Here is a 21356-nt window from a genome sequence, read left to right on the forward strand (position 1 = left end):
CTCAAGCTCCCGCGCACGGGGTGGGCGGAGCCGGCAGGCGGGTCCAGGTTTCGGACCGGCCGAGCAGCGGGATGCCGACATAGCCGCGCACATGCAGCGTGCCGTCGGCGGCCAGATGCATCACCGATTTATAGGTTTTGCCGTTTTCGGGATCGTAGATCCAGCCTCCCTTCCAACTGTCCGGCCCATCCGGGGTGAAGCGGCCGAGAATCGGCAGGCCGCAGAGCGGGCGGCTTTGCAGCGCGGCATCGCTGTTGTGAATATCGGTCTTGGGCTTGCCCTGCGCATCCAGCGGCGCGCGCAGCCATTCGATTTTGCCACAGAGATCAGCGCCGCATGGCGCGATCTCGATGCCGGCCTTGCCGGTCTGGTCCAGCCACCAGCCTTGCGGCGAGGGCTGCGCGCTGGCCGGGGCGCCCCACAGCGCCCCGGCGGCGAGCGCCGGAAGAAAAATCGCCAGGCGGCGGAAAGTGAATGCTTGCATTTCCATCCCTTTTTGGTATTTAACATACACAATACGTCAGGTAACGACTCTATTCAACAACAAAGACGCGGCGTGACGGCAAAGACGCACACGGGACCTGGCCCTAGAAAGAAAGCTGAGGAGGAAAGCGGTATCATGAAAAAAACAACAGCGATCAGATCTTATCTTCTGGCGGCGAGCGCCTTGTGCGCCCTGGCCGCGGCGCCCGCGGCGCGGGCCTCCGGCTTTGGCCTGCGTGAGGGCTCCGCCGACTGGCTGGGGAACGCCTTTGTCGGCGGCGAGGCGAAAGCCTATGACGCCTCCACCGCCTGGACCAACCCGGCCGGCATGGCGCTGCTGAACCAGGACGAGATCGACGGCAATGTCAGCTATATCGGCCCGTCCGCCAGCTTCAGCGGCTATAACACCGACCCGCTGACCGGCGGCAAGGTGAGCGGCGTGCAGGGCGGCAATGCCGTCACCCCGGCGGCCTCGGGCGCGATGTTCGGCGTGCTGGTGCTGGGGCCGGATTGGCGGGTGGGCTTCTCCGTCACCAACCCGTATGGCGAGCGCACCTCCTACCCCACCAATTTCGTCGGCCGCTATCAGAGCCTGGTCTCCAGCATCACCGGCATCGATTTCAGCCCGTCAATTTCCTATAAGGTGAACAACCATTTCTCCATCGGCGGCGGGCCGGTGTTCGAGTATTTCAATGCCCGCCTCACCCAGGCGCTGAACGTGCCGGTGCTGAGTGCCGCCACCGGGCAGGATCCGTTCGCCGATGTGCATGGCAGCGATCTTGGCGTCGGCTATAATATCGGTATGATGTATCAGCTCGATGACGCGACGCGCATTGGCGTGGATTATCATTCGCGCATCCGCCACAACATCACCGGCACCCAGAGCATCTCCACCCCGCCGATCTATTCCGCGCTGAGCCCGGCGACGGTGGCGCTGCTGGGGGCGGAAAACAGCCGTGCGACCACCTCCATCACCCTGCCGGATTCGATCGGGGTTGGCATCTATCATCAGGTGAATGACCGGCTGGCGCTGATGGGCAGCCTGCAATGGACACATTGGGCGCTGTTCAACAGCCTGCATATTACCCCGAGCAATGGCGCGCCGGGCACGGTGATCAACGAGAACTGGCATAATACCTGGTTCGCCGGCGTCGGCGCGAATTATCAGCTCACCGAACGGCTGATGCTGCAGGCGGGCTTTGCCTTCGACCAGTCGCCGGTGACGGACAGCAACCGCACCTCGCGCGTGCCCGATGCCAACCATTACGATATTGGCGTCGGCGCGCAATATAAGCTCACCCCGGCGACGACCTTCCAGCTCGCTTATGGTCATGTCTTCACCCCGGGCGGGAGCGTCAACACCACCGCTTCAAGCTCGCTGCCCACCCCCAGCGGCACGCTGGTCGGAAATTACAGCGCCTCGGATAATTCCGTGACCGCCGGGGTGACGATGAAGTTCTGAGCTTCACCGGGCGGCAAAACGCCGCCCGGGCGCAACCGAGACAAAATGACGACCGGCCCTTACAGGTGTCCGGCGTGATGGAGGCCCCATGTCGCACCAGGATCCGCTCTATACCGTCACACAACTCGGCGCCGAGCTTGGGATCACCGTGCGCACGCTGCATTTCTACGAGGCGCAGGGGCTGCTCACGCCGCGGCGCATCGGCAATAACCGCGTCTATTCCCAGCGCGACCGGGCCCGCATGATTCTGATCCTGCGCGGCAAGCGGCTGGGTTTCTCGATCAAGGAGATCAAGGAATATATCGAGCTTTACGATGTCGATCCGACCCAGGGCCAGCAGACCAAGCAGCTGCTGAAGGCCGTGCATCATCGCATCCAGAAGCTTGAGGATCAGCGCGTGGCGCTGGAACAGACATTGAATGAGCTGCGCGGCATCGAGCTGCAATGCCAGACGGTGCTGGAGAGGCTGGGGACGATCCAGGCCCCGCCGCCGGCGCCAAAAACCGAACCCAAATCAGGCGTGGCCAGGAAACCGGCCCGCGCCGCCAAAACGATCGGGAGATCAAATTGACCCAAGCCGTGATCGCGGGCTACGCCCGCTCGCCCTTTACCCTGGCTGCCAAAGGCGCGCTGGCGCGCGTGCGGCCGGATGATCTGGCCGCCGAGACCATTGCCGGTCTGGTGGCAAGGCTCTCACTGAATGCGGCAGATCTGGAAGCCGTGATTCTCGGCTGCGCCTTCCCGGAAGGCGAGCAGGGGCTGAATCTGGCGCGGCTGGTGGGCTTGAATGCCGGGCTGCCGCAATCGGTCGGCGGCTATACGGTCAATCATTTCTGCGGCTCCTCGATGCAGGCGATCCATATCGCGGCGGGGCATATCGCCGCCGGGGCGGGCGAGGCCTTCATCGCCGCCGGGGTGGAGAGCATGAGCCGGGTGCCGATGGGCGGCTATAACCCGCTGCCCAACCCTGGCCTCTATGCCAAGCTGCCCGCCGCCTATATGGGCATGGGCGAGACCGCCGAGAATGTCGCGGCAAAGTGGAATATTTCGCGGGCTGAGCAGGAAGCCTTCGCGGTGGAGAGCCAGAGGCGTGCCGCCGCCGCCATCGCCGAAGGGCGGTTGCGCGAGGAGATCGTGCCGATCACCTCCAAGGCCGGCATGATCGAGCAGGATGGCTGCCCACGGCCGGAGACCAGCGCCGAGACCCTGGCCGGGCTGAAGCCAGCTTTCAGCGCGCAAGGCAGTGTCACCGCCGGCACCTCCTCGCCGCTGACCGACGGCGCCTCCGCCGTGCTGGTGTGCAGCGCGGATTACGCCGCCAAGCATGGGCTGAAGCCGCTGGCGCGGATTCTCGCCAGCGCCACCGCCGGCTGCGCGCCGGAGATCATGGGCATCGGCCCGGTCGCGGCGTCGAAAAAGGCGCTGGCGCGGGCGGGGATTTCCGTGAGCGACCTCGATGTGGTGGAGCTGAATGAGGCTTTCGCCTCGCAGTCCTTGGCCTGTATCCGGGATCTCGGGTTGGATGCGGCGAAAGTGAATATCGATGGTGGCGCCATCGCGCTTGGCCATCCGCTGGGCGCCACCGGCGCGCGTATCACCGGCAAGGCCGCCGCATTGCTGGCGCGCACCGGCGGGCGCTATGCGCTGGCGACGCAATGCATCGGCGGCGGCCAGGGCATCGCCACCGTGCTGGAGCGCGTGTGATGGAGAGCATCCGCAAGGCCGCCGTCATCGGGGCCGGAACCATGGGGGCGGCGATTGCCGCGCAATTCGCCAATGCCGGGGTGCCGGTATTGCTGCTGGATATCGTGAAGGAGGGCACCCCCCATCGCAACGCGCTGGCCGAGGGCGCCATCGCGAAAATGTTGAAGACCGACCCTGCCCCGTTCATGTCCACCCGGGCGGCGAAGCTGGTGACGCCGGGCAATCTGGAGGATGATCTGGGCCAGCTTTCGAGCTGCGACTGGATCGTCGAGGCGATCATCGAGCGGCTGGATCTGAAGCAGGCGCTCTATAAGAAAATCGACGCTGTGCGCAAACCGGGCAGCGCTGTCTCCTCCAACACCTCGACCATCCCGCTGGCCAAACTCACCGAGGGGATGCCGGAGAGTTTCAAGCGCGACTTCCTGATCACGCATTTCTTCAACCCGCCGCGCTATATGCGGTTGCTGGAGCTGGTGAGCGGGCCGGAAACGGATGCGAAGCTGGCGCAGGACGTGGCGCGTTTCGCTGATCTGATGCTGGGCAAGAGCGTGGTGAGCGCGAAAGATTCGCCAGGCTTCATCGCCAACCGGCTGGGCGTGTTCTGGTTGCAGACCGGCGTGGTCGAGGCGATGGAGCTGGGGCTGACCGTCGAGGAAGCCGACGCGATCATGAGCCGGCCCTTCGGGATTCCGAAAACCGGTGTATTTGGCTTGATCGATCTGGTCGGGCTGGATCTGATGCCGCATATCAATGCCAGCCTCGCCGGCAGTCTGCCGCAGAGCGATGCCTTTCACGCCACCAATAAGGATATGCCGCTGATCAAGACGATGATCGCGGAGGGCAATATCGGGCGCAAGGGCAAAGGCGGGTTCTACCGCAAGGGGCGAAGGGGCGCGAGGCGATCGACCTGACCAGCGGCGCCTACCGCCCGGTGCGCAAGGCCAGCACGCCGGACGGGCGGGATTTGCGCAAGCTGCTGGAGGGCTCCGCCTATGCCTGGCGGGTGATGGGGCCGACGCTGGCCTACGCGGCCTCGCTGCTGCCGGAGGCGGCGGATGATGTGCACGCCATCGATGAGGCGATGCGGCTTGGCTATAATTGGAAGCTGGGGCCCTTCGAGCTGATCGATAAGATCGGCGCGGATTGGCTGGCGGAGAAGCTGGCGAAGGATGGTATGAAGGTGCCGGCTTTGCTGGATGCCGCGCGCGGCCAGAGCTTTTACAAGCTGGATGGCGCCAAACGGCTTTATCTCGGGCTGGACGATGCCTACCATGAGCTGCACCGCCCCGAGGGCGTGCTGATGCTGGAAGACATCAAGCGTGCGACGAAGCCGCTGCTGAAAAACGCCTCCGCCAGCCTGTGGGATATTGGCAATGGCGTGCTCTGCTTTGAGCTGACCTCGAAGAGCAATAGCTGGGATGCGCAGAATCTCGAACTGCTCGGCAAGGCGATCGAGCTGGTGCCGCAGAACCATAAGGCGCTGGTGATCTATAATGAAGGCGCGCATTTCTCCGTCGGCGCCAATCTGGGGCTGGCTTTGTTTGCCGCCAACATCGCCGCCTGGGGCGAGATTGAGAAACTCGTGGCCAATGGCCAGAAGATTTTCAAGGCGCTGAAATACGCGCCCTTCCCCAGCGTGGCCGCGCCGTTCGGCATGGCGCTGGGTGGCGGCTGCGAAATCGTGCTGCATGCCGCGGCGGTGCAGGCACATGCGGAGACCTATATCGGGCTGGTGGAATGCGGTGTCGGGCTGGTGCCCGCCTGGGGTGGGTGCAGCGAAATGCTGGCGCGCTACCAGGCTGCCAAGACCATGCCGAAAGGCCCGATGCCGGCGGCGGCGAAAGTGTTCGAGATGGTCTCCACCGCCACGGTCAGCAAATCCGCCGCCAACGCCAAGGAACTTCTGTTCCTGCGCGAAGGCGATGGCATCACCATGAACCGCTACCGGCTGCTGGCCGATGCCAAGGCCAAGGCGCTGGCGATGGTGGAGGGCTATGCCGCGCCGGAGCCGCCAACCTACCAGCTCCCCGGCGAGGATGGTCGTGTCGGCTTTGGCATGGCGGTGAAGGAATTCCGCAAGAAGGGTCTCGCCACGGCATATGATGAGGTGGTGGCCGGAGAGCTGGCCACCGTGCTCAGCGGCGGCGAGGCCGATCTCATCGACCGGCCGAGCGAGGCCGATATTCTGGCGCTGGAACGCGGCGCCTTCACCCGGTTGATCCGCAAGGACGGCACGCTGGCGCGCATCGAGACGATGCTCTCCACCGGCAAGCCGCTGCGCAACTAAGGAGACGAGCCATGCAAACCTACACCGCCCCGCTGCGGGACATGCGCTTTGTGCTGCACGAGCTGCACCCCGCCCCTGCCCTGCCCGGCCATGAGGAGTTCACGCCCGAGCTGCTGGATACCGTGCTGGAGGAAGCCGGGAAATTCTGTTCTGAAGTGCTGCTGCCAATCAACGCCTCCGGCGATGAGGAAGGCTGCCATTATGAAAACGGCGTGGTCCGCACGCCAAAAGGCTTCAAGGAAGCCTACGCGGCCTTCAATGAAGCCGGCTGGGGCGCGCTGAATGCCGACCCCGCCTATGGCGGCCAGGGCCTGCCGGAAACGGTGGCGAAGCTGGTGGAGGAGATGATCTGCGCCTGCAACATCTCCTTCGGCCTCTATCCCGGCCTCACCCATGGCGCCTATCTGGCGATGAAGAGCCATGCCTCGGACGAGCTGAAGGATTTCTACCTGCCGAAAATGGTCTCGGGCGAATGGGCGGGCACCATGTGCCTGACCGAGCCGCATTGCGGCACCGATCTCGGGCTGCTGCGCACCAAAGCCATCCCGCAGGAAGATGGCAGCTACAGCCTGACGGGATCGAAAATCTTCATCTCCGCTGGCGAGCACGACATGGCGGAAAACATCATCCATCTGGTGCTGGCCAAGTTGCCGGACGCGCCCGCCGGGGTGAAGGGCATCTCGCTCTTCCTGGTGCCGAAATTCCTGCCGGATGAGAACGGCAAGCCGGGGGTGCGCAACAATGTCTCCTGTGCCGCCATCGAGCATAAGATGGGCATCAAGGCCTCCGCCACCTGCCAGATGAATTTCGACGACGCCAAGGGCTGGCTGATCGGCGCGCCGCATAAGGGCATGCAGGCGATGTTCGTGATGATGAATTCCGAACGCCTCTCGGTCGGCACGCAAGGTCTGGGCATTGGCGAGGCCGCCTACCAGGGTGCTGTCGCCTACGCGAAGGACCGGTTGCAGGGCCGCTCCCTCGCGGGCGCGAAATATCCCGAGAAGGCCGCCGATCCGATCATCGTGCATCCGGATATCCGCCGCAATCTGATGACCATGCGCGCCTATAATGAAGGCTGCCGGGCGCTGGGAGTCTGGGTTGCCGGGGTGATGGACATCGCCGAGCGTTCGGGCGATGAAAAAGCCAAGGCGGAGGCTGAGGAGTTCATCGCGGTGATGACGCCGATCGTGAAGGCGCTGTTCACCGATCTCGGCTTCGAGAGCGCCAATCTGGCGGTGCAGACCTATGGCGGACATGGCTATATCCGCGATCATGGCATGGAGCAGCTGGTGCGTGATTCGCGCATCGCGATGATCTATGAAGGCACCAACGGCATCCAGGCGCTGGATCTGGTCGGGCGCAAGCTGCCTGCGAATATGGGCCGCGGCCTGCGCCGCTTCTTCCATCCGGTGCAGGCGTTCATTGACGAAAACCAGAACGACCCGGCCATCGGCAAGCTGGTGCAGGGCTTTGCCCGCGGCTTCGGGGCCTTGCAGCTCGCCACCTCCTTCATCGCCGAAAAGGCGCTGAAGGATCCTGAGGAAGCCGGCGCGGCCGCCACCGAATATCTGCGCCTGTTCGGGCTGGTGGCACTGGGCTTCATGTGGATGCGCAGCGCCAAAATCGCCGCCGGCAAACTGGCCGATGCCGGGCCGGATGCCGGCTTCTACAAGACCAAGCTGGTGACGGCGCGCTTCTTCATCGAGCGCATCCTGCCCCAGGTCGGCGCCCTGCTGGTCTCCATCAAATCCGGCAAGGCGTCGATGATGGCGCTTGAGGACGAAGCCTTCTAAAACGCGTAGGAAACTACTGGCTAAACTTTGGATAGAGCGAGCGGTTGCAAGCCTGTCTCGCTCTATTGCGTCTTGTCTGACTGGCGGGCGACCACCGCATTGGCTTCGCGGATCGCCCGCCCCTCATCGCCCGTTCGCTGCAAAGTCTCATTCGCGACCTTCGCCCAGAGGGCGCGCAGCGTTTCGCTATTGGCCTTATGGGTATGGCGTTCGGCGTCTTTCGCGGTCCAGGGCATCTGCTCCTCCTGACATTTCGCTTGCCCTACAGGTGGGCGTGCGGCCGGCTCATGCAAGCGAAGGCGGCGAAATTGCTCTCTACCGGCCCTTGCGCGCATGAAAAAACCCCGGCGCGCTTTCGCCCGCCGGGGTCTGATCGACCGGAAATGTCCGGGGTTACTGCAGCAGCGTCGGCTGGGTGGCGGCGGCCGCGCTGTTGGGCATCACCATGGTGCGCTGATCCAGGGACTGGAACATCCACACGGTCAGGCCAACGGTGATGATGAAAAGCGGCACGGTGAGGATCAGCGAGACGCTCTTCCAGATCTGGGCGCGGGAAATATCCAGCCCGTAGAACAGCACCGCCTGGGAGAGCAGCGCCAGCGCCGCCAGACCGCCGACGACCTCGACATAGGTTTCATAGTCCATGTCGTGACGCAGCGTGACGATGAGGGCCGCCCCCATCAGCGCCACGGTGCTGATGAAGCCGGCAATATAGCGCATCGCCCCGCCCATGCGGACTTCCGGATGCGCCAGCGGATCGGAATGAGAACCAGCCATCTGATCAGGCTCCAATCATATAGACATAGATGTAAACGCAAACCCAGACGGTGGCCTGGAACTGCCAGAACATGCGCAGGTTCAAGAGCCGGGCCACCACCATCTCGTTGAAGCCGTCACGCGGGATCTGCACCAGCATCACCAGCATCCAGAGCAGCCCGAACAGCATGTGGATGGCATGGGTCAGGATCAGCACGAAATAGGCCGAGAGATAGCCCGAGCGGTCCATGCCATTGCCCTGGGCGGTCAGCGTCGCCAGATCGTTGAAGCCAAAGCCCAGGAACACCACCGCGAGCACCATCGCGGCGACAATGCCGAGAATGACACCGGCGCGGTTGCCGGTTTTCAGCGCCACGGTGGCAAGGCTGTAGGCGGTGACGGAGCCGAGGATGGCGATGGTCTGCCAGAAGCCCTCGACCGGGTTGACGATCTGCGAGGCGATCGGCCCGCCGGCGGCGTTCATCGGGGTGTCGAGCACCGCATAGGCGGCGAACAGCGCCGTGAACAGCAGCGCGTCGCTGAGCATATAGAGCCAGAAACCCAGCGTGCGGGCGGAAATCTGGCTATGCCCCGCAAAGCCGGGCGCGAAGAGGCGCGTATTCGCGTCAGGTGCCGCTTGGTGGGCCATTAATGCGCCTCCACGTGAGAATAATGGTGGTGGGAACGGTCCGGCTGTTCGGAGACAACCGAGCCCAGAGCGAGGTCACGCTCCATCGCCGCGATCTCTTCCGGCTGCAAATGATAGCCCTCATTCTTATAGAAGGAGCGGATGATCACGCAGACGATCAGCGCCGTCAGTGAAATCGCCGCCAGCCACCAGATGCGCCAGATCATCGCGAAGCCCCAGACCGCGGCCAGCATGCCGATGACGAACGGCATCCCGGTATTGCTCGGCATATGGATGGCCTCGAAATGCTCAGGCTGCGCCTTGTCCAGCCCGTGCCTGCGGCGCCAGGCCAGCTCGTCGCGGGTGTTCACCTGCGGCGTCACCGCGAAATTATAGAATGGCACCGGCGAGGGGGTGAGCCATTCCAGCGTGCGCGAGGTGCCCCAGGCATCCGCGCCGGCCGCGTTCTTCTTGCGGTTGACGATGGAGAAAACCAGCATCAGCGCGAAGCAGGCCAGCGAGATCACATACAGGATCATGCCGACTTCCTCGACCACCAGCATCGGCTTCCAGGCGGTGTTGAAGGTCCAGTCCAGACGGCGGGTTTCGCCCTCGAAGCCCAGCGCGAACATCGCGGTGAAGACGATGAGCGTGGCGATGGAGAAGGTCCAGAAGAAGGCCTTGCCCCAGCTCTCATCGAGCCTGAAACCGAACACTTTCGGGAACCAGTAGGAGACGCCGGCAAAGGCGGCGGCCACGACCAGCAGCACCATGCAGTGGAAATGCGCGATGACGAAGACCGAGTCATGCACCGTGTAGTTCACCGCCGGGATCGCCAGCATCATGCCGGTGAGGCCGCCGGCCAACAGCAGGAACAGCCCGAACATCGCCCACAGCATCGGCACAGTATAGGTGATACGGGCGCGATACATGGTGAAGGCCCAGTTGAACACCTTCACGCCTGTCGGAATGCCGACCAGCATGGTGGCGACGGAGAAGAAGCCGTTAATGTCCGGCCCCGCCCCCATGGTGAAGAAGTGATGCAGCCACACCACCCAGGAGACGCCGGCGATGGCGAAGGAGGCCGCCACCATGGTGACATACCCGAAGAGCGGCTTCTCACAGAAGGTCGGCACGACCTCGGAGAGAATGCCGAACACCGGCAGGATCAGGAAGTACACCTCCGGATGGCCCCAGAGCCAGAACAGGTTGGTATACAGCATCAGATTGCCGCCCATGCCGGCGGTAAAGAAATGCGTGCCCAGATAACGGTCCGCACCCAGCAGCGCCAAGGCCACACCCAGCACCGGGAAGGCGGTGAGGCCGATGATGTTGGTGGAGAGCGTGGTCCAGCTGAAAATCGGCATGCGGAACCAGGTCATCCCCGGAGCGCGCATTTCCACGATGGTGACGATCATGTTGATCGCATTCAGCGTGGTGCCGACCGAGGAGATCTGAATCGCCCACATCCAGTAATCGACACCGGTGGAGGGGGAGTAGGGCAGCTCGGTCAGCGGGATCAGGCCGACCCAGCCGGCGGCCGAGAAGTCACCCACGAACAGCGAGAGCATGACCAGCCCGGCGGCGCCGGCGGTGAGCCAGAGCGAGAGCGCGTTCATGTACGGGAAGGCCATGTCGCGCGCGCCCAGCTGCAGCGGCACCACGATATTCTGGAAGCCGGTGAGGATGGGGGTGGCGGCGAACAGGATCATGATGGTCCCGTGCGCGGAATAGACCTGGTCGAAATGGAAGGGCGGCAGGAAGCCGTGCTGCGCGCCCATATAGCCGGGGGCATTCGGGCCGTTGGCCAGCACCTGCTGGGTGCGGATCATCAGGCCGTCGGCGAAGCCGCGGAACAGCATGACCAGGCCGATGACGATATACATCACGCCGATCTTCTTATGATCGACCGTGGTCAGCCATTCGCGCCAGAAATACCCGACTTTCTTGAAGTAGAGCACCGCGCCGACGACCACGATGGCGGCCAGCATGGCGCCCGCGAAGGTATATTGCAGGATGGGGATATTATAGGGGATCTGATCCAGCGTGAGGCGGCCGAAGAGCGGCGACCAAGGACCGGGAACGTGTACTTGCATGATCTAACCTTCCTTCGCGCTATTTCTCGTTGGAGGCGATGCTCTTGGTGAGAGCGGCCGAGACGGGATAGACCACGCCGGCCTGCGCCGCGGCCACGACCTTGTCGAAGAGTTGCGGGTCGGGGTTGGAGAAATAGGAGATCTTCGCGCCGATATTGGCATGCGGCTGGGCCAGTTTCTGGAAATCGGCATAGCTCAGCTGATCCGGGCTGGAGGCCGCTTTCTGCACCCAGGCGGTGAAGTCAGCCGGAGAGACGATCTTGGTGTCGAACTGCATCCAGGAGAAGCCGGCGCCGGAGAAATCGGCGGCGAAGCCGGTCCATTGGCCCAGCTTGGGCGCGTCGAACGTGTCCTTGGTGCGCATGCCCGGCATTACCGCGATCATCGGCAGCAGCTGCGGCACATAGATGTCGTTGGAGACGGAGGCGGAGGTCAGGTTGAACTTCACCACCGCCCCCTGAGGGACGACCAGCTGGTCGATGGTGGCGATCTTCTGCTGCGGATAGACGAAAACCCACTGCCAGTCGGTGGCGATGACGTCGACATGCAGGACATTCTGCGGGTCCGCGGCGATCTGCTTCTGCAGCAACCCGGGGTTGTACGGCTCGATCGCATACAAGGTTTTCACCGTATACCAGCCGAGACCGCCGACGATGAGCAGCGGCACGCCCCACACCAGCAATTCCAGCGCCGTGTTGTGCGACCAGTCCGGGTCGTGTTTGGCGTTGGCGCCGGCGCGATAGCGCCAGCCGAACCAGATAATGACCAGCAGCACCGGCAGAATGACCAGCATCATCACGACCGTATCGACGATCGTGGCATGCCATTCCTGGGTGGCGATCAGATTCTCCGGGTGGAACAGCAGGTAGTCTCCGCTCGAGGCGCAGGCGGCCAGCGCCAGCATGGGGAGCAGAGCGAGATAGGGTTTCAGTCTCAAGGCTGCCTCGCGTCTAAGATTTCCACCTCCCGCACCAGCGCAAACCGGCCCGGACGGCACTTCAAGTTCAACCGCGCGGCATATTCACGCCGCGCGGCTCAACATAGACAGCCTTTATCGTGATTGGTCGCAAACGGAAAGCCATTGTCACATTTTGACATGACATATCAGAAATCTGACATGACAGGCTTCAACACCTATTCGCGAGGCCTTATATCCCGGATACGTGCCTCCTGCACCTCAAACGTTGCGAATCATCCGCCGATAGAGATGCCAGGCGCTATGTCCCAGGATGGGAATCGTCACCGCCAAGCCGATCAGCCCGGGAATCGCGCCAATCAGCAGCAAACCGGCAATAAGAGCGCCCCAAATCAGCGTTACGCCTGGATTGGTAAGGGCCGCCTGCACTGAGACCGACAAAGCTTCCATAACCCCCATTTCATGGTCGAGGGCCAGTTGAAAGGAAACCAGCGCCGTGGCCAGCGCCACCACCCCGAACACCGCGCCGACGAGCACCCCGATCAGGATCATCTCATGGCCGGGGGCGGTGGCGAAAGTGTCGTGCAGGAAGCTCCCGGTGCCGGGAACGCTCCCCAGCGTTGCGTGGTAAATCACACCGGCAACCGCGATCCAGACCGCGAACAGCCCGATCAGCAGCCCGGCCAGGCGCTTGATGACACCGCCGCGCGACGACTCGAAGATCGCCCCGGCGGCATCCACGGTCGCGACTCCGTCGCGCTCGCGCTGCCGGCTCAGCGCGCCGAACCAGATCGTCGCCACCGGGCCGACCAGCGCCATGCCGCTCGCGACAGGGAAGAGCAGCGGCAATAAATGCCGGTCGATCAAGGCGATGGCAATGAAGAGCGCCGCCAGCGGGTAGATGACGACCATCACCAGCACATCCGTACGGCAGGCCAGCCAATCCTGCACACCCTCGCGCAAGGCGGCACGCAGATCGCCAAAGCCGATCTTCTGCACCATGACCGGACTGGTATCGGCTTCCGGATGGGTCGTCGTGGGGTAAGGCTGTCCACCGGGATAATCTGTATCGTGCACGGCCTTGATCAGCGTAGCAGCCATCGGTCTTCTCCCAATTCTGCCCCATTTTGGGCGGGCAAATTTTCTTCTTCTTTTGATTTAAGACCGTTTTGGCGTTTTCAACCAGAAAAATCGTAACCGCGTCTCCAGAATTCCGAAGCGGCTATCCGGCCCGCGCATGGGCGGTGGCGGCGGCGAAAAGCTCGGCATCCGGATGCCGGCCGGTATAGAGGATGAATTGCTCCAGCGCCTGCAGCGCCACGATCTGCGCGCCGGTGACCACGGATTTGCCCAGCTGCCGGGCGGCATGGACCAAGGGCGTCTCGGCCGGCACCGCCACCACATCCATCACCGCCGAGGCACGCTCGATCATCGGCTCCGGGAAGGCGTAATGCCCCTCCTCCGGCCCGCCCGCCATGCCGATGGGGGTAGCGTTGAGCAGATACTCCGCCTCCACCCCGTCCATGCTGGCGGCCCATTCATAGCCGCAAGCTTGCGCCAGCGCCCTGCCCTGCGCCTCATTGCGGGCGATGATAATGCCGTTTTCATAGCCCGAGAGCTTCAGCGCATAGGCGACCGCCTTGGCCATGCCGCCGCTGCCGCGCAGCGCCACCCGCGCGCTGGGCGGCAGACCGGCCTGGCGCAGCAGATCCCGCACCGCGATGAAATCCGTATTATAAGCCACCAGCCGGCCATTTTCATTGACGATGGTGTTGACCGACTGGATCGCCGCCGCCGAGGGGGTGAGCTCATCCAGCAGCGGGATGCAGGCTTCCTTATAAGGCATGGAGACGCCGCAGCCGCGGATTTTCAAGGCGCGCAAGCCGCGAATGGCGCCTTCCAGATCCTCCGTGGTGCAGGCTTTGTAAATATAATTCAGCCCCAAATTCTGGTAGAGATAATTATGGAAGCGTGTGCCGAAATTGCTGGGCCGCGCCGCGAGCGAAATGCAGATTGTGGTATCCTTGTCTATGCTCATCGGCCTGCCCTCCTGGTGGGCGCAGACTAGCATAAAAGTCAGGCATCAAAACCATGCCTGGACGCGACGGGTCGGCTGCGCGCAGTTTGCCGTTCCGCAAAAGCGTTGAAGGAGCTTGTGATGCGTAGCCTCTATCTCGTCCCGGTCTTTCTCGGCCTCGCCGGCGCCGCGCAAGCCGCCCTGCCCGCCCCCGCCTATGACCCGCCCGATACCGCTCCCAGCGAGACCGCCATTCTCTCCGGCGGCTGCTTCTGGGGCGTGCAGGGCGTGTTCGAGCATGTGAAGGGCGTCAGCCAGGCGCTGTCGGGCTATACCGGCGGGCAGAAGGCCACGGCGGATTACGAGACGGTGAGCACCGGCAGCACCGGCCACGCGGAATCCGTGAAAATCACCTTCAACCCGCGGCTGATCTCCTATGGCCAGATCCTGCAGATCTATTTCGCCGTCACCACCGACCCGACCGAGCTGAACTACCAGGGCCCGGACCATGGCACCCAATATCGCGGCGAAATCTGGGCAAGCTCGCCGCAACAGAAGCAGATCGCCACACGCTATATCGCGCAACTGAGCGCGGACCATGCCTTCCCGGCGCCGATCGTCACCCGCGTGGATGCGGCGATGCCGTTCTATCCGGCCGAGCGCTATCATCAGGATTTCCTGATCCGCCATCCGGATAATCCCTATATCGTCTTCAACGACATCCCGAAGGTGCAAGCGTTGAAGGCGCAATTCCCGGCTTTGTATGAACGTGATCCGGTGACGGTTCTGAAAGGCAACACATGATCCGCCGTATGTTCCTGCTGGCCGGCGCCAGCGCCCTGGCGCTGGGCGCGAAGGCCCGCGCCGCCTACCGGGTGACGCACACGGACGCCGAATGGCGCCAGTTGCTCACCCCGGCGCAATATCAGATTTTGCGCCAGCAAGGCACCGAGCCGCCATTCACCTCGGCGCTGCTGAATGAGCATCGCAAAGGCATTTTCAATTGCGCCGGCTGCGCGCTGCCGCTGTTTTCCTCGGCGACGAAATATGACAGTGGCACCGGCTGGCCCAGCTTCTACGCGCCGCTGCCGCATGCGGTGGATGAGCGCAACGATACCAGCTTCGGCATGGACCGCACCGAGGTGCATTGCAGCCAATGCGGCGGCCATCTCGGCCATGTGTTCCCGGATGGGCCGCGCCCAACCGGCTTGCGCTATTGTATGAACGGGCTAGCGTTGCGTTTCACGCCGGCGTGAAAGACATGGGGTGTTTTTGAAAAAACACCCCACCCCGCAGGCGCCGCCAAAACTTTTACGACTTAAGCTTTCAGCTTCGCCGCCCCTGCCGCCAGCTTGGTGATGGCGTCCCAATCCTTGGCCGCGACCAGCTCCTTCTTCACCATCCAGGAGCCGCCGACGCACAGCACGTTGGGCAGCTTCAGATAGCGCGGGGCGATCTCCGGGGTGATGCCGCCGGTCGGGCAGAATTGCAGCTGCGGCAGCGGCGAGGCGATGGAGGAGAGGAACGGCGCCCCGCCCGCCGCCTCGGCCGGAAAGAATTTCGCGAAGCGATAGCCGCGCTCGATCAGCACCATCGCCTCCGAGGCGCTGGCGATGCCGGGCAGCGGTGCTAAGTCCGCATCCTCCGCCGCATCCAGAAGTTTGCGCGTGGCCCCAGGCGAGACGGCGAATTGCGCGCCCGCCTTCGCCGCCTGCTTGTACTGCTTGGGCGTCAGCACGGTGCCGACACCGGCCACCGCCCCCTCCACCTCATTCGCCACCGCGCGGATCGCCTCCAACGCCGCAGGCGTGCGCAGCGTGATCTCGATCGCCTTCAGCCCGCCTTGCACCAGCGCGCGGGCCAGCGGCACCGCATCCGCCACATCATCGATGATCACCACCGGGATCACCGGGGCGAGCTTCATGATGGTTTCCAAACCCTCCTGGATCATGCGTGCGACTCCTCGTAGGCGAAAATGGATGCGCCAAGATCGGCGCGGCTGACCAGATGGCGGAAGGGCGCGAACAGCTCGCGCCCGGTGCCGTGATGGCTGGCCTCGAGATCCGCCAGCGCATCCGCGCGCGCCTCCCACTCAGCCGCATCCACCAGCGCGCTCAGCGTGCCCGCCTTGGCATCGACGCGGACAATGTCGCCATCCCTCAGCTTGGCGAGCGGCCCGCCGGCCAGCGCCTCCGGCGTGGCGTGGATGGCCGAGAGCACCTTGCCGGAAGCGCCGGACATGCGGCCATCAGTGACCAGCGCCACCCGGAAGCCCTTGTCCTGCAACACCCCAAGCGGGGGCATCAGCTTGTGCAATTCCGGCATGCCGTTCGCCTTCGGCCCCTGGAAGCGGACCACCACGACGACATCCTTGTTCAGCTCACCCGCCTTGAATGCCGCTTGCACCGCTTCCTGGCTGTGGAACACCAGGCAAGGGGCTTCGAGCACATGCCGTTCTTCCGCCACGGCGGAGGTTTTCACCACCGCCTGACCGAGATTGCCGCTGAGCAGTTTCAGCCCGCCGGTCGGCTGGAACGGGTTGGCGGCAGGGCGCAGCACTTTTTCATCGCCGCTGGATGTAGGCGCGTCGCGCCAGGCCAATGCGCCGTCCTGCAGGTAGGGTTCCCTGATATAGGCGGAAAGCCCCTTGCCCATGATGGTGTCCACATCCTCATGCAGCAGCCCGGCCTCGATCAGCTCGCGGATCAAAAATCCGGTGCCGCCGGCGGCGTGGAAGTGATTCACATCGGCCTGGCCGTTGGGATAGATGCGGCACAGCAAAGGTGTCACCGCCGCCAGGTCCGAAAGATCATGCCAGGTGATGGTGATCCCCGCCGCCGCCGCCATCGGCAGCAGATGGATGGTATGGTTGGTCGACCCGCCCGTGGCGTGCAGCGCGACGATCGCATTCACGAAGCTGCGCTCATCGATCATCCGGCCCACCGGCTGGAAATTCTCGCCCAGAGCCGTCTGGCTCATCACCCGCTCAACCGCGAACGCGGTCAGCGCATCGCGCAAGGGCGTGCCGGGATTCACAAAAGCCGAGCCGGGCACATGCAGCCCCATGATCTCGACCAGCATCTGGTTGGTGTTGGCGGTGCCGTAGAAGGTGCAGGTGCCCGGCGCGTGGTAGGCTTCGCCTTCCGCCTTCAACAGCGCCGCGCGGTCGATCTTGCCTTCCGCATAAAGCTGGCGGATCTTGGCTTTTTCGGAATTGGGCAGGCCGGAGGGCATCGGCCCGGCGGGGATCAGCACGGAGGGCAGATGCCCGAAGCTCAGCATGCCAATCACCAGCCCGGGCACGATCTTATCGCAAATCCCCAGGAAACAAGCGGCATCGAAGGTGTTGTGGGAGAGCGCCACGCCGGTTGCCAGCGCGATCACGTCGCGCGAGAATAGCGAGAGCTCCATGCCGGCCTCGCCCTGCGTCACCCCATCGCACATCGCCGGCACGCCGCCCGCCACCATCGCCACACCGCCAAGCTTGCGCGCGGCTTCGCGGATCTGCTCCGGGTAGGTTTCGTAGGGGCGGTGGGCGGAGAGCATGTCGTTATAGGCGGTGACGATGGCAAGGCTACCGCCATCGCCGTCGCGCAGCACGGCCTTGTCCTGCGCGCCGCAGCCGGCGAAGCCATGCGCCTGGTTGGCGCAGCCCAAAGCCTGGCGCTTGGGCTTGTGGCTGGCCGCCTGCGCCACGCGCTGCAGGTAGCGCGAACGCGGCCCACGGCTTCGCTCAATGATCCGGGCCGTAACCTCGGCAATGACAGGGTGAAGCATGTTACTCACTCCAATAAATCTGCGGATCATGACGCAAGGCGGCGCGGATGGGCATCTCCTCATCCGGCCCGCCGGCCAAGGCCTGTTCCAGAACCTCACGCTTGCGCGCGCCTTCAATGTGCAGGGCCAGCAAATCCGCCTGGCCCAATACCGGCAGCGTCAAGGTGATGCGCGGCTCGCCGGCGCCCGGCGCCTGCATCGTTTCCACCAGCTGCCCGTTGGCAGGGGCCAGGGCGGCGGCCAGATGGTCGCCGCCGGGGAAGAAGGAGGCCGTATGCCCATCCTCTCCCATACCTAGGATCGCCGCCGCCAGGGACAAGGGCAAAGCCGCCAGCTCCGCCTCCAGCGCCTTCAGCCCCGCCGCCGGCGTCGGCGCGCCGTTATAGAGCGGCAGAAACCGCGCCTGGGCGGCACGGTTCTGCAGCAACGCCCGGCGCACCATGGCGGCGTTGGAGCGGGGGTTGTCCTCGGGCACCCAGCGCTCATCCACCAAAGTAACCACCACCCGCGACCAATCCAGCTCGGCCCGGCTCAGCGCCGCGAAAAAGGCACCAGGCGTGCTGCCGCCGGAGACGGCCAGCACCGCCTCCACCTGCAGCTGCAAGCGGTTATGCAAAGCCCGCGTGGTATCCTCCGCCAGTTTTTCCGCCAAAGCGTCGCGGGTGGGGAAGATCAGCATCAGGGCGATCCGTCCGCCCAGGTTCTGCCATCGCGTTCAATGAGCGCGATGGCCGCACTCGGCCCCCAGGTGCCGGCCGTATAGGGCTTCGGCGCGTCCGGGGCGTTGCTCCAGGCCTCCAGGATCGGGTCGACCCAGGCCCAGGCGGCCTCCACCTCGTCGCGGCGCATGAACAAGGTCTGGTTGCCGCGCACCACATCCAGCACCAGCCGCTCATAGGCATCCGGGTTGCGGACATTGAAGGTGGAGGCGAAGCTCATATCCAGCGAGACCGGACGCAGACGCATCCCCCCGGACCAGGATCCTTGATCATCAGCCAGAGCTTCACGCCCTCATCCGGCTGCAGCCGGATCACCAGCCGATTCGCCATCACCGGCCCCGCCCCCTTGCCGAACACCGAATGCGGCACCGGCCGGAAGGTAATGACGATTTCCGACACACGCTCGGCCAGACGCTTGCCGGTGCGCAGATAAAACGGCACCCCCGCCCAGCGCCAATTCTCGATCTCGGCTTTCAGCGCCACGAAGGTTTCGGTCTGGCTGGAAGGCTGCCCCAGCTCCTCCAGATAGCCCGGCACCGGCCCGCCGGCGGAGGCGCCGGCGCGATACTGGCCGCGCACCCAATCCTGCGACTCCATTGGCTTGAGCGCCCGCAGCACTTTCAGCTTCTCGTCGCGCACCGCATCGGCGGCGAGATGGGCGGGCGGCTCCATCGCCACCAGGCAGAGCAGCTGCAATATATGGTTCTGCACCATGTCGCGCAGCGCCCCGGCGGTGTCGTAATAGCCGGCCCGGCCCTCAACCCCGAGCGACTCCGCCACGGTGATCTGCACATGGTCGATATGGGCGGCATTCCAGAGCGGCTCGAACAGCCCGTTGGCGAAGCGCAGCGCCATCAGGTTCTGCACCGTTTCCTTGCCGAGATAATGATCGATACGATAGACGCGGTCTTCCGGGAACACCTGGGCGATCGCCTGGTTCACCGCATGCGCGCTCTCGCCATCCTTGCCGACCGGCTTTTCCACCACCACCCGGGCATTCTCACCGGCAAGATTGAAGCGCCCCAGCCGCTCGCAGATCGGCCCGAACAAAGCCGGACCGGTGGCGAGGTAGAACACGATCACCCGGTCCTGATAAGGCTGCAACGCGGTGGCGAGCTCCGCCCAGCCTTCATCGCCGGTGGCATCCGCCGCGATGTAATGAATGCGCTTCAAGAACCGCTCGACAATCTCCGCCGGGCGTTCGCTGACGGGCACATGCTCCTCCACCGCCGCCTTCGCCTGGGCGACGAATTCGTCATCGCTGAGCTGCCCGCGCGAGACGCCGAAAATCTCCGCCGCGTCCGGCAGCTGGCCATCCGCATCGCGCTGGAACATGGCGGGGATCAGCTTGCGGCGGGAGAGATCGCCCGTGGCGCCAAACACGACGAGAACAAACGGCTCAACTGGGATCACACGGCTGGTCATACTCTCTCCTTCCGAAGATGCGCCCGGCATCTTCCCCTAATTTGTCTTAAACGGCGGCGGCGGCAAGGGGCCGCGCGGCAAGTCACGCCTGAACGCCCGGGCGCAGCATGGCGACATGCGGCTCTTCCAGAAAATGTTGCAGCGCGATCGCAATGCCGCCCATCGGCACCGCGAACTCGCCAAGCGTGGAAACGCTGATCGCGATCTCGCCGCCGATTTCGCGCAACGCATTCGCCTCGAACACCGGCCGGGCGGCGGGCAGCAGATATTCCGCCAGCACGGCCATCGCCCCACCCAGCACAATCCGTCCGGGCGCGAAAATATTGGCGAGATTGGCAAGCCCCAGCCCGAGATGCTGGCCACATTCGGCCAGCACCGCGCGCACCCCGGCCTCGCCGCGCAAGGCGGCCTCGCGCACCGCGGCGATATCCGGGAAGTTCAACTTCGCGTCACGCAGGCGCTCGAAAATCGCACGCTCGGAAATATAGGCTTCAAAGCAGCCGAAACCGCCGCAGGCGCAAGGCCGGCCATTGGGCACCAGCTTCATATGCCCGACCTCCCCCGCCATGCCGCGCGGGCCGCGATAGATCGCCCCCCCAGATACAGCCCGCCACCCACACCGGAGCGGCCGGAGAGATAGATGAAATCCGCATCCGGTGCGCCTTGCCCGAACAGATGCTCCGCCGCGGCCGCCGCCTTGATGTCGTTCTCCAGCTGTACCGGCACCGCGAGAGACGCCGCCAGCGCCGCGCCGAAATCGACATCATGCCAATCCAGATTCGGCGCCAGCGCCAATTTGCCATCCAGCCCGACCAGACCCGGCACGCCCACCCCGACCCCCGCCAGCGCCTTGCGTGGGTAGCCGGTTTGTTTCAGCAGCGTGGCGATGCCGGATTTGATCGCAGCGATAACCATTTCCTGATCCTTGCTGCCAGGAACATGCAGATTGGCCAGTATCGTGCCGGCGAAACTGCACAATACCAGCTCGCTTTCATCAACATCCACCGCGACTCCCGCCAAAACGCCGGTCTTCTCATTGATATTTAGTTGGCTATTGGGTCGCCCTGAGCGTCCGGTGCGTTCGCCCTGGCTGCGCTCCACCAGCCCGTCTTGTTCCAGGGACGCCAGGATGATGGAGATGGTGGCAAGGTCAATGCCTGTGTCTTTTGACAGACCTTGCGGTGAAATAGAGGGGTTTTTGCGAATCCCGTGAAACACGCGCGCCGCATTGATCTTGCGGATGATATTGGAATTGATCCGGCGTGTGTTCATGGCGCCACAGCCTTAGCGTAA

At 64.0% G+C, this 21356-nt stretch carries 19 protein-coding genes and 2 pseudogenes; 8 read left to right on the forward strand and 13 right to left on the reverse strand.

The window, feature by feature from the left end; translation table 11 throughout:
• Position 1 precedes the first annotated feature (1 nt).
• On the reverse strand, positions 2-484 hold the full coding sequence (locus tag ACZ46S_RS04325) for a DUF2147 domain-containing protein (RefSeq protein ID WP_464063508.1): 483 nt from the start codon (positions 482-484) through the stop codon (positions 2-4).
• A gap of 135 nt (positions 485-619) precedes the next feature.
• On the opposite strand from ACZ46S_RS04325, the gene ACZ46S_RS04330 reads away from it, so the two are divergent.
• From ACZ46S_RS04330 to ACZ46S_RS04355, 6 genes are all read left to right on the forward strand, one after another.
• Positions 620-1945, forward strand: a complete 1326-nt coding sequence (locus tag ACZ46S_RS04330; protein ID WP_464063509.1) for an OmpP1/FadL family transporter — start codon at positions 620-622, stop codon at positions 1943-1945.
• A gap of 88 nt (positions 1946-2033) precedes the next feature.
• The gene (locus ACZ46S_RS04335; protein ID WP_008493261.1) at positions 2034-2516 is read left to right on the forward strand and encodes a MerR family transcriptional regulator; all 483 of its coding nucleotides are present in this window, start codon (positions 2034-2036) and stop codon (positions 2514-2516) included.
• Positions 2513-3649: a thiolase family protein gene (locus tag ACZ46S_RS04340; protein ID WP_464063510.1), complete on the forward strand. Its 1137-nt coding sequence runs from the start codon at positions 2513-2515 to the stop codon at positions 3647-3649. The genes ACZ46S_RS04335 and ACZ46S_RS04340 overlap by 4 nt, the downstream gene beginning before the upstream one ends.
• Positions 3649-4560 (forward strand): 3-hydroxyacyl-CoA dehydrogenase family protein, encoded by a 912-nt coding sequence (locus tag ACZ46S_RS04345; RefSeq protein ID WP_464063511.1) that lies wholly within the window; start codon positions 3649-3651, stop codon positions 4558-4560. The genes ACZ46S_RS04340 and ACZ46S_RS04345 overlap by 1 nt, the downstream gene beginning before the upstream one ends.
• 20 nt (positions 4561-4580) lie before the next feature.
• On the forward strand, positions 4581-5936 hold the full coding sequence (locus tag ACZ46S_RS04350) for an enoyl-CoA hydratase/isomerase family protein (protein WP_464063512.1): 1356 nt from the start codon (positions 4581-4583) through the stop codon (positions 5934-5936).
• A gap of 11 nt (positions 5937-5947) precedes the next feature.
• Positions 5948-7729, forward strand: coding sequence for an acyl-CoA dehydrogenase C-terminal domain-containing protein (locus ACZ46S_RS04355; protein WP_464063513.1), 1782 nt, complete (start codon positions 5948-5950; stop codon positions 7727-7729).
• A gap of 62 nt (positions 7730-7791) precedes the next feature.
• On the opposite strand, the gene ACZ46S_RS04360 is transcribed toward ACZ46S_RS04355, so the two are convergent.
• The 7 genes from ACZ46S_RS04360 to ACZ46S_RS04390 all read right to left on the reverse strand — a co-directional run bounded on the left by ACZ46S_RS04360 (position 7792) and on the right by ACZ46S_RS04390 (position 14163).
• The gene (locus ACZ46S_RS04360; RefSeq protein ID WP_464063514.1) at positions 7792-7965 is read right to left on the reverse strand and encodes a hypothetical protein; all 174 of its coding nucleotides are present in this window, start codon (positions 7963-7965) and stop codon (positions 7792-7794) included.
• Positions 7966-8122: 157 nt separating this feature from the next.
• Complete coding sequence (locus tag ACZ46S_RS04365) at positions 8123-8506, reverse strand: hypothetical protein (protein ID WP_464063515.1); 384 nt, start codon at positions 8504-8506, stop codon at positions 8123-8125.
• A gap of 4 nt (positions 8507-8510) precedes the next feature.
• On the reverse strand, positions 8511-9134 hold the full coding sequence (locus ACZ46S_RS04370; RefSeq protein WP_464063516.1) for a cytochrome c oxidase subunit 3: 624 nt from the start codon (positions 9132-9134) through the stop codon (positions 8511-8513).
• Positions 9134-11209: a cbb3-type cytochrome c oxidase subunit I gene (locus ACZ46S_RS04375; protein WP_464063517.1), complete on the reverse strand. Its 2076-nt coding sequence runs from the start codon at positions 11207-11209 to the stop codon at positions 9134-9136. Before ACZ46S_RS04375 ends, ACZ46S_RS04370 begins: the two co-directional genes overlap by 1 nt.
• 19 nt (positions 11210-11228) lie before the next feature.
• A complete protein-coding gene (locus ACZ46S_RS04380; RefSeq protein WP_295745680.1) occupies positions 11229-12146 on the reverse strand; it encodes a ubiquinol oxidase subunit II in 918 nt (305 codons plus the stop codon).
• A 240-nt stretch (positions 12147-12386) separates the two neighbouring features.
• Positions 12387-13226, reverse strand: a complete 840-nt coding sequence (locus ACZ46S_RS04385; RefSeq protein ID WP_464063518.1) for a DUF2189 domain-containing protein — start codon at positions 13224-13226, stop codon at positions 12387-12389.
• 121 nt (positions 13227-13347) lie between these two features.
• A complete protein-coding gene (locus tag ACZ46S_RS04390; protein ID WP_295745686.1) occupies positions 13348-14163 on the reverse strand; it encodes a shikimate 5-dehydrogenase in 816 nt (271 codons plus the stop codon).
• 120 nt (positions 14164-14283) lie between these two features.
• Between ACZ46S_RS04390 and msrA the strand changes: the two genes are divergently transcribed.
• Together msrA and msrB are read left to right on the forward strand one after the other, a co-directional pair.
• Positions 14284-14946, forward strand: coding sequence for a peptide-methionine (S)-S-oxide reductase MsrA (msrA, locus tag ACZ46S_RS04395; RefSeq protein WP_464063519.1), 663 nt, complete (start codon positions 14284-14286; stop codon positions 14944-14946).
• Entirely contained in the window at positions 14943-15398 is a 456-nt protein-coding gene (msrB, locus tag ACZ46S_RS04400) for a peptide-methionine (R)-S-oxide reductase MsrB (protein WP_464063520.1), read from the forward strand. Before msrA ends, msrB begins: the two co-directional genes overlap by 4 nt.
• Before the next feature lie 62 nt (positions 15399-15460).
• On the opposite strand, the gene eda is transcribed toward msrB, so the two are convergent.
• The 5 genes and pseudogenes from eda to ACZ46S_RS04425 form a co-directional block, all read right to left on the reverse strand.
• Positions 15461-16093 (reverse strand): bifunctional 4-hydroxy-2-oxoglutarate aldolase/2-dehydro-3-deoxy-phosphogluconate aldolase, encoded by a 633-nt coding sequence (gene eda, locus ACZ46S_RS04405; protein WP_464063521.1) that lies wholly within the window; start codon positions 16091-16093, stop codon positions 15461-15463.
• On the reverse strand, positions 16090-17919 hold the full coding sequence (gene edd, locus ACZ46S_RS04410) for a phosphogluconate dehydratase (RefSeq protein ID WP_464063522.1): 1830 nt from the start codon (positions 17917-17919) through the stop codon (positions 16090-16092). Before edd ends, eda begins: the two co-directional genes overlap by 4 nt.
• A gap of 1 nt (position 17920) precedes the next feature.
• Positions 17921-18598, reverse strand: coding sequence for a 6-phosphogluconolactonase (gene pgl, locus ACZ46S_RS04415; protein ID WP_464063523.1), 678 nt, complete (start codon positions 18596-18598; stop codon positions 17921-17923).
• A pseudogene (zwf, locus tag ACZ46S_RS04420) lies at positions 18598-20063 on the reverse strand (glucose-6-phosphate dehydrogenase). The gene pgl and the pseudogene zwf overlap by 1 nt, the downstream one beginning before the upstream one ends.
• Before the next feature lie 82 nt (positions 20064-20145).
• Positions 20146-21335, reverse strand: a pseudogene (locus ACZ46S_RS04425) (ROK family protein).
• Between the last annotated feature and the right edge of the window lie 21 nt (positions 21336-21356).

Source organism: Acidocella aluminiidurans (assembly GCF_055383125.1).

Bases quoted from the DNA above. Each gene is read 5' to 3' on its own strand.
- ACZ46S_RS04325 (WP_464063508.1), bottom strand. From the start codon at position 484: ATGCAAGCATTCACTTTCCGCCGCCTGGCGATTTTTCTTCCGGCGCTC.
- ACZ46S_RS04330 (WP_464063509.1), top strand. From the start codon at position 620: ATGAAAAAAACAACAGCGATCAGATCTTATCTTCTGGCGGCGAGCGCC.
- ACZ46S_RS04335 (WP_008493261.1), top strand. From the start codon at position 2,034: ATGTCGCACCAGGATCCGCTCTATACCGTCACACAACTCGGCGCCGAG.
- ACZ46S_RS04345 (WP_464063511.1), top strand. From the start codon at position 3,649: ATGGAGAGCATCCGCAAGGCCGCCGTCATCGGGGCCGGAACCATGGGG.
- ACZ46S_RS04355 (WP_464063513.1), top strand. From the start codon at position 5,948: ATGCAAACCTACACCGCCCCGCTGCGGGACATGCGCTTTGTGCTGCAC.
- ACZ46S_RS04360 (WP_464063514.1), bottom strand. From the start codon at position 7,965: ATGCCCTGGACCGCGAAAGACGCCGAACGCCATACCCATAAGGCCAAT.
- ACZ46S_RS04365 (WP_464063515.1), bottom strand. From the start codon at position 8,506: ATGGCTGGTTCTCATTCCGATCCGCTGGCGCATCCGGAAGTCCGCATG.
- ACZ46S_RS04370 (WP_464063516.1), bottom strand. From the start codon at position 9,134: ATGGCCCACCAAGCGGCACCTGACGCGAATACGCGCCTCTTCGCGCCC.
- ACZ46S_RS04375 (WP_464063517.1), bottom strand. From the start codon at position 11,209: ATGCAAGTACACGTTCCCGGTCCTTGGTCGCCGCTCTTCGGCCGCCTC.
- ACZ46S_RS04385 (WP_464063518.1), bottom strand. From the start codon at position 13,226: ATGGCTGCTACGCTGATCAAGGCCGTGCACGATACAGATTATCCCGGT.
- ACZ46S_RS04390 (WP_295745686.1), bottom strand. From the start codon at position 14,163: ATGAGCATAGACAAGGATACCACAATCTGCATTTCGCTCGCGGCGCGG.
- msrA (WP_464063519.1), top strand. From the start codon at position 14,284: ATGCGTAGCCTCTATCTCGTCCCGGTCTTTCTCGGCCTCGCCGGCGCC.
- msrB (WP_464063520.1), top strand. From the start codon at position 14,943: ATGATCCGCCGTATGTTCCTGCTGGCCGGCGCCAGCGCCCTGGCGCTG.
- eda (WP_464063521.1), bottom strand. From the start codon at position 16,093: ATGATCCAGGAGGGTTTGGAAACCATCATGAAGCTCGCCCCGGTGATC.
- edd (WP_464063522.1), bottom strand. From the start codon at position 17,919: ATGCTTCACCCTGTCATTGCCGAGGTTACGGCCCGGATCATTGAGCGA.
- pgl (WP_464063523.1), bottom strand. From the start codon at position 18,598: ATGCTGATCTTCCCCACCCGCGACGCTTTGGCGGAAAAACTGGCGGAG.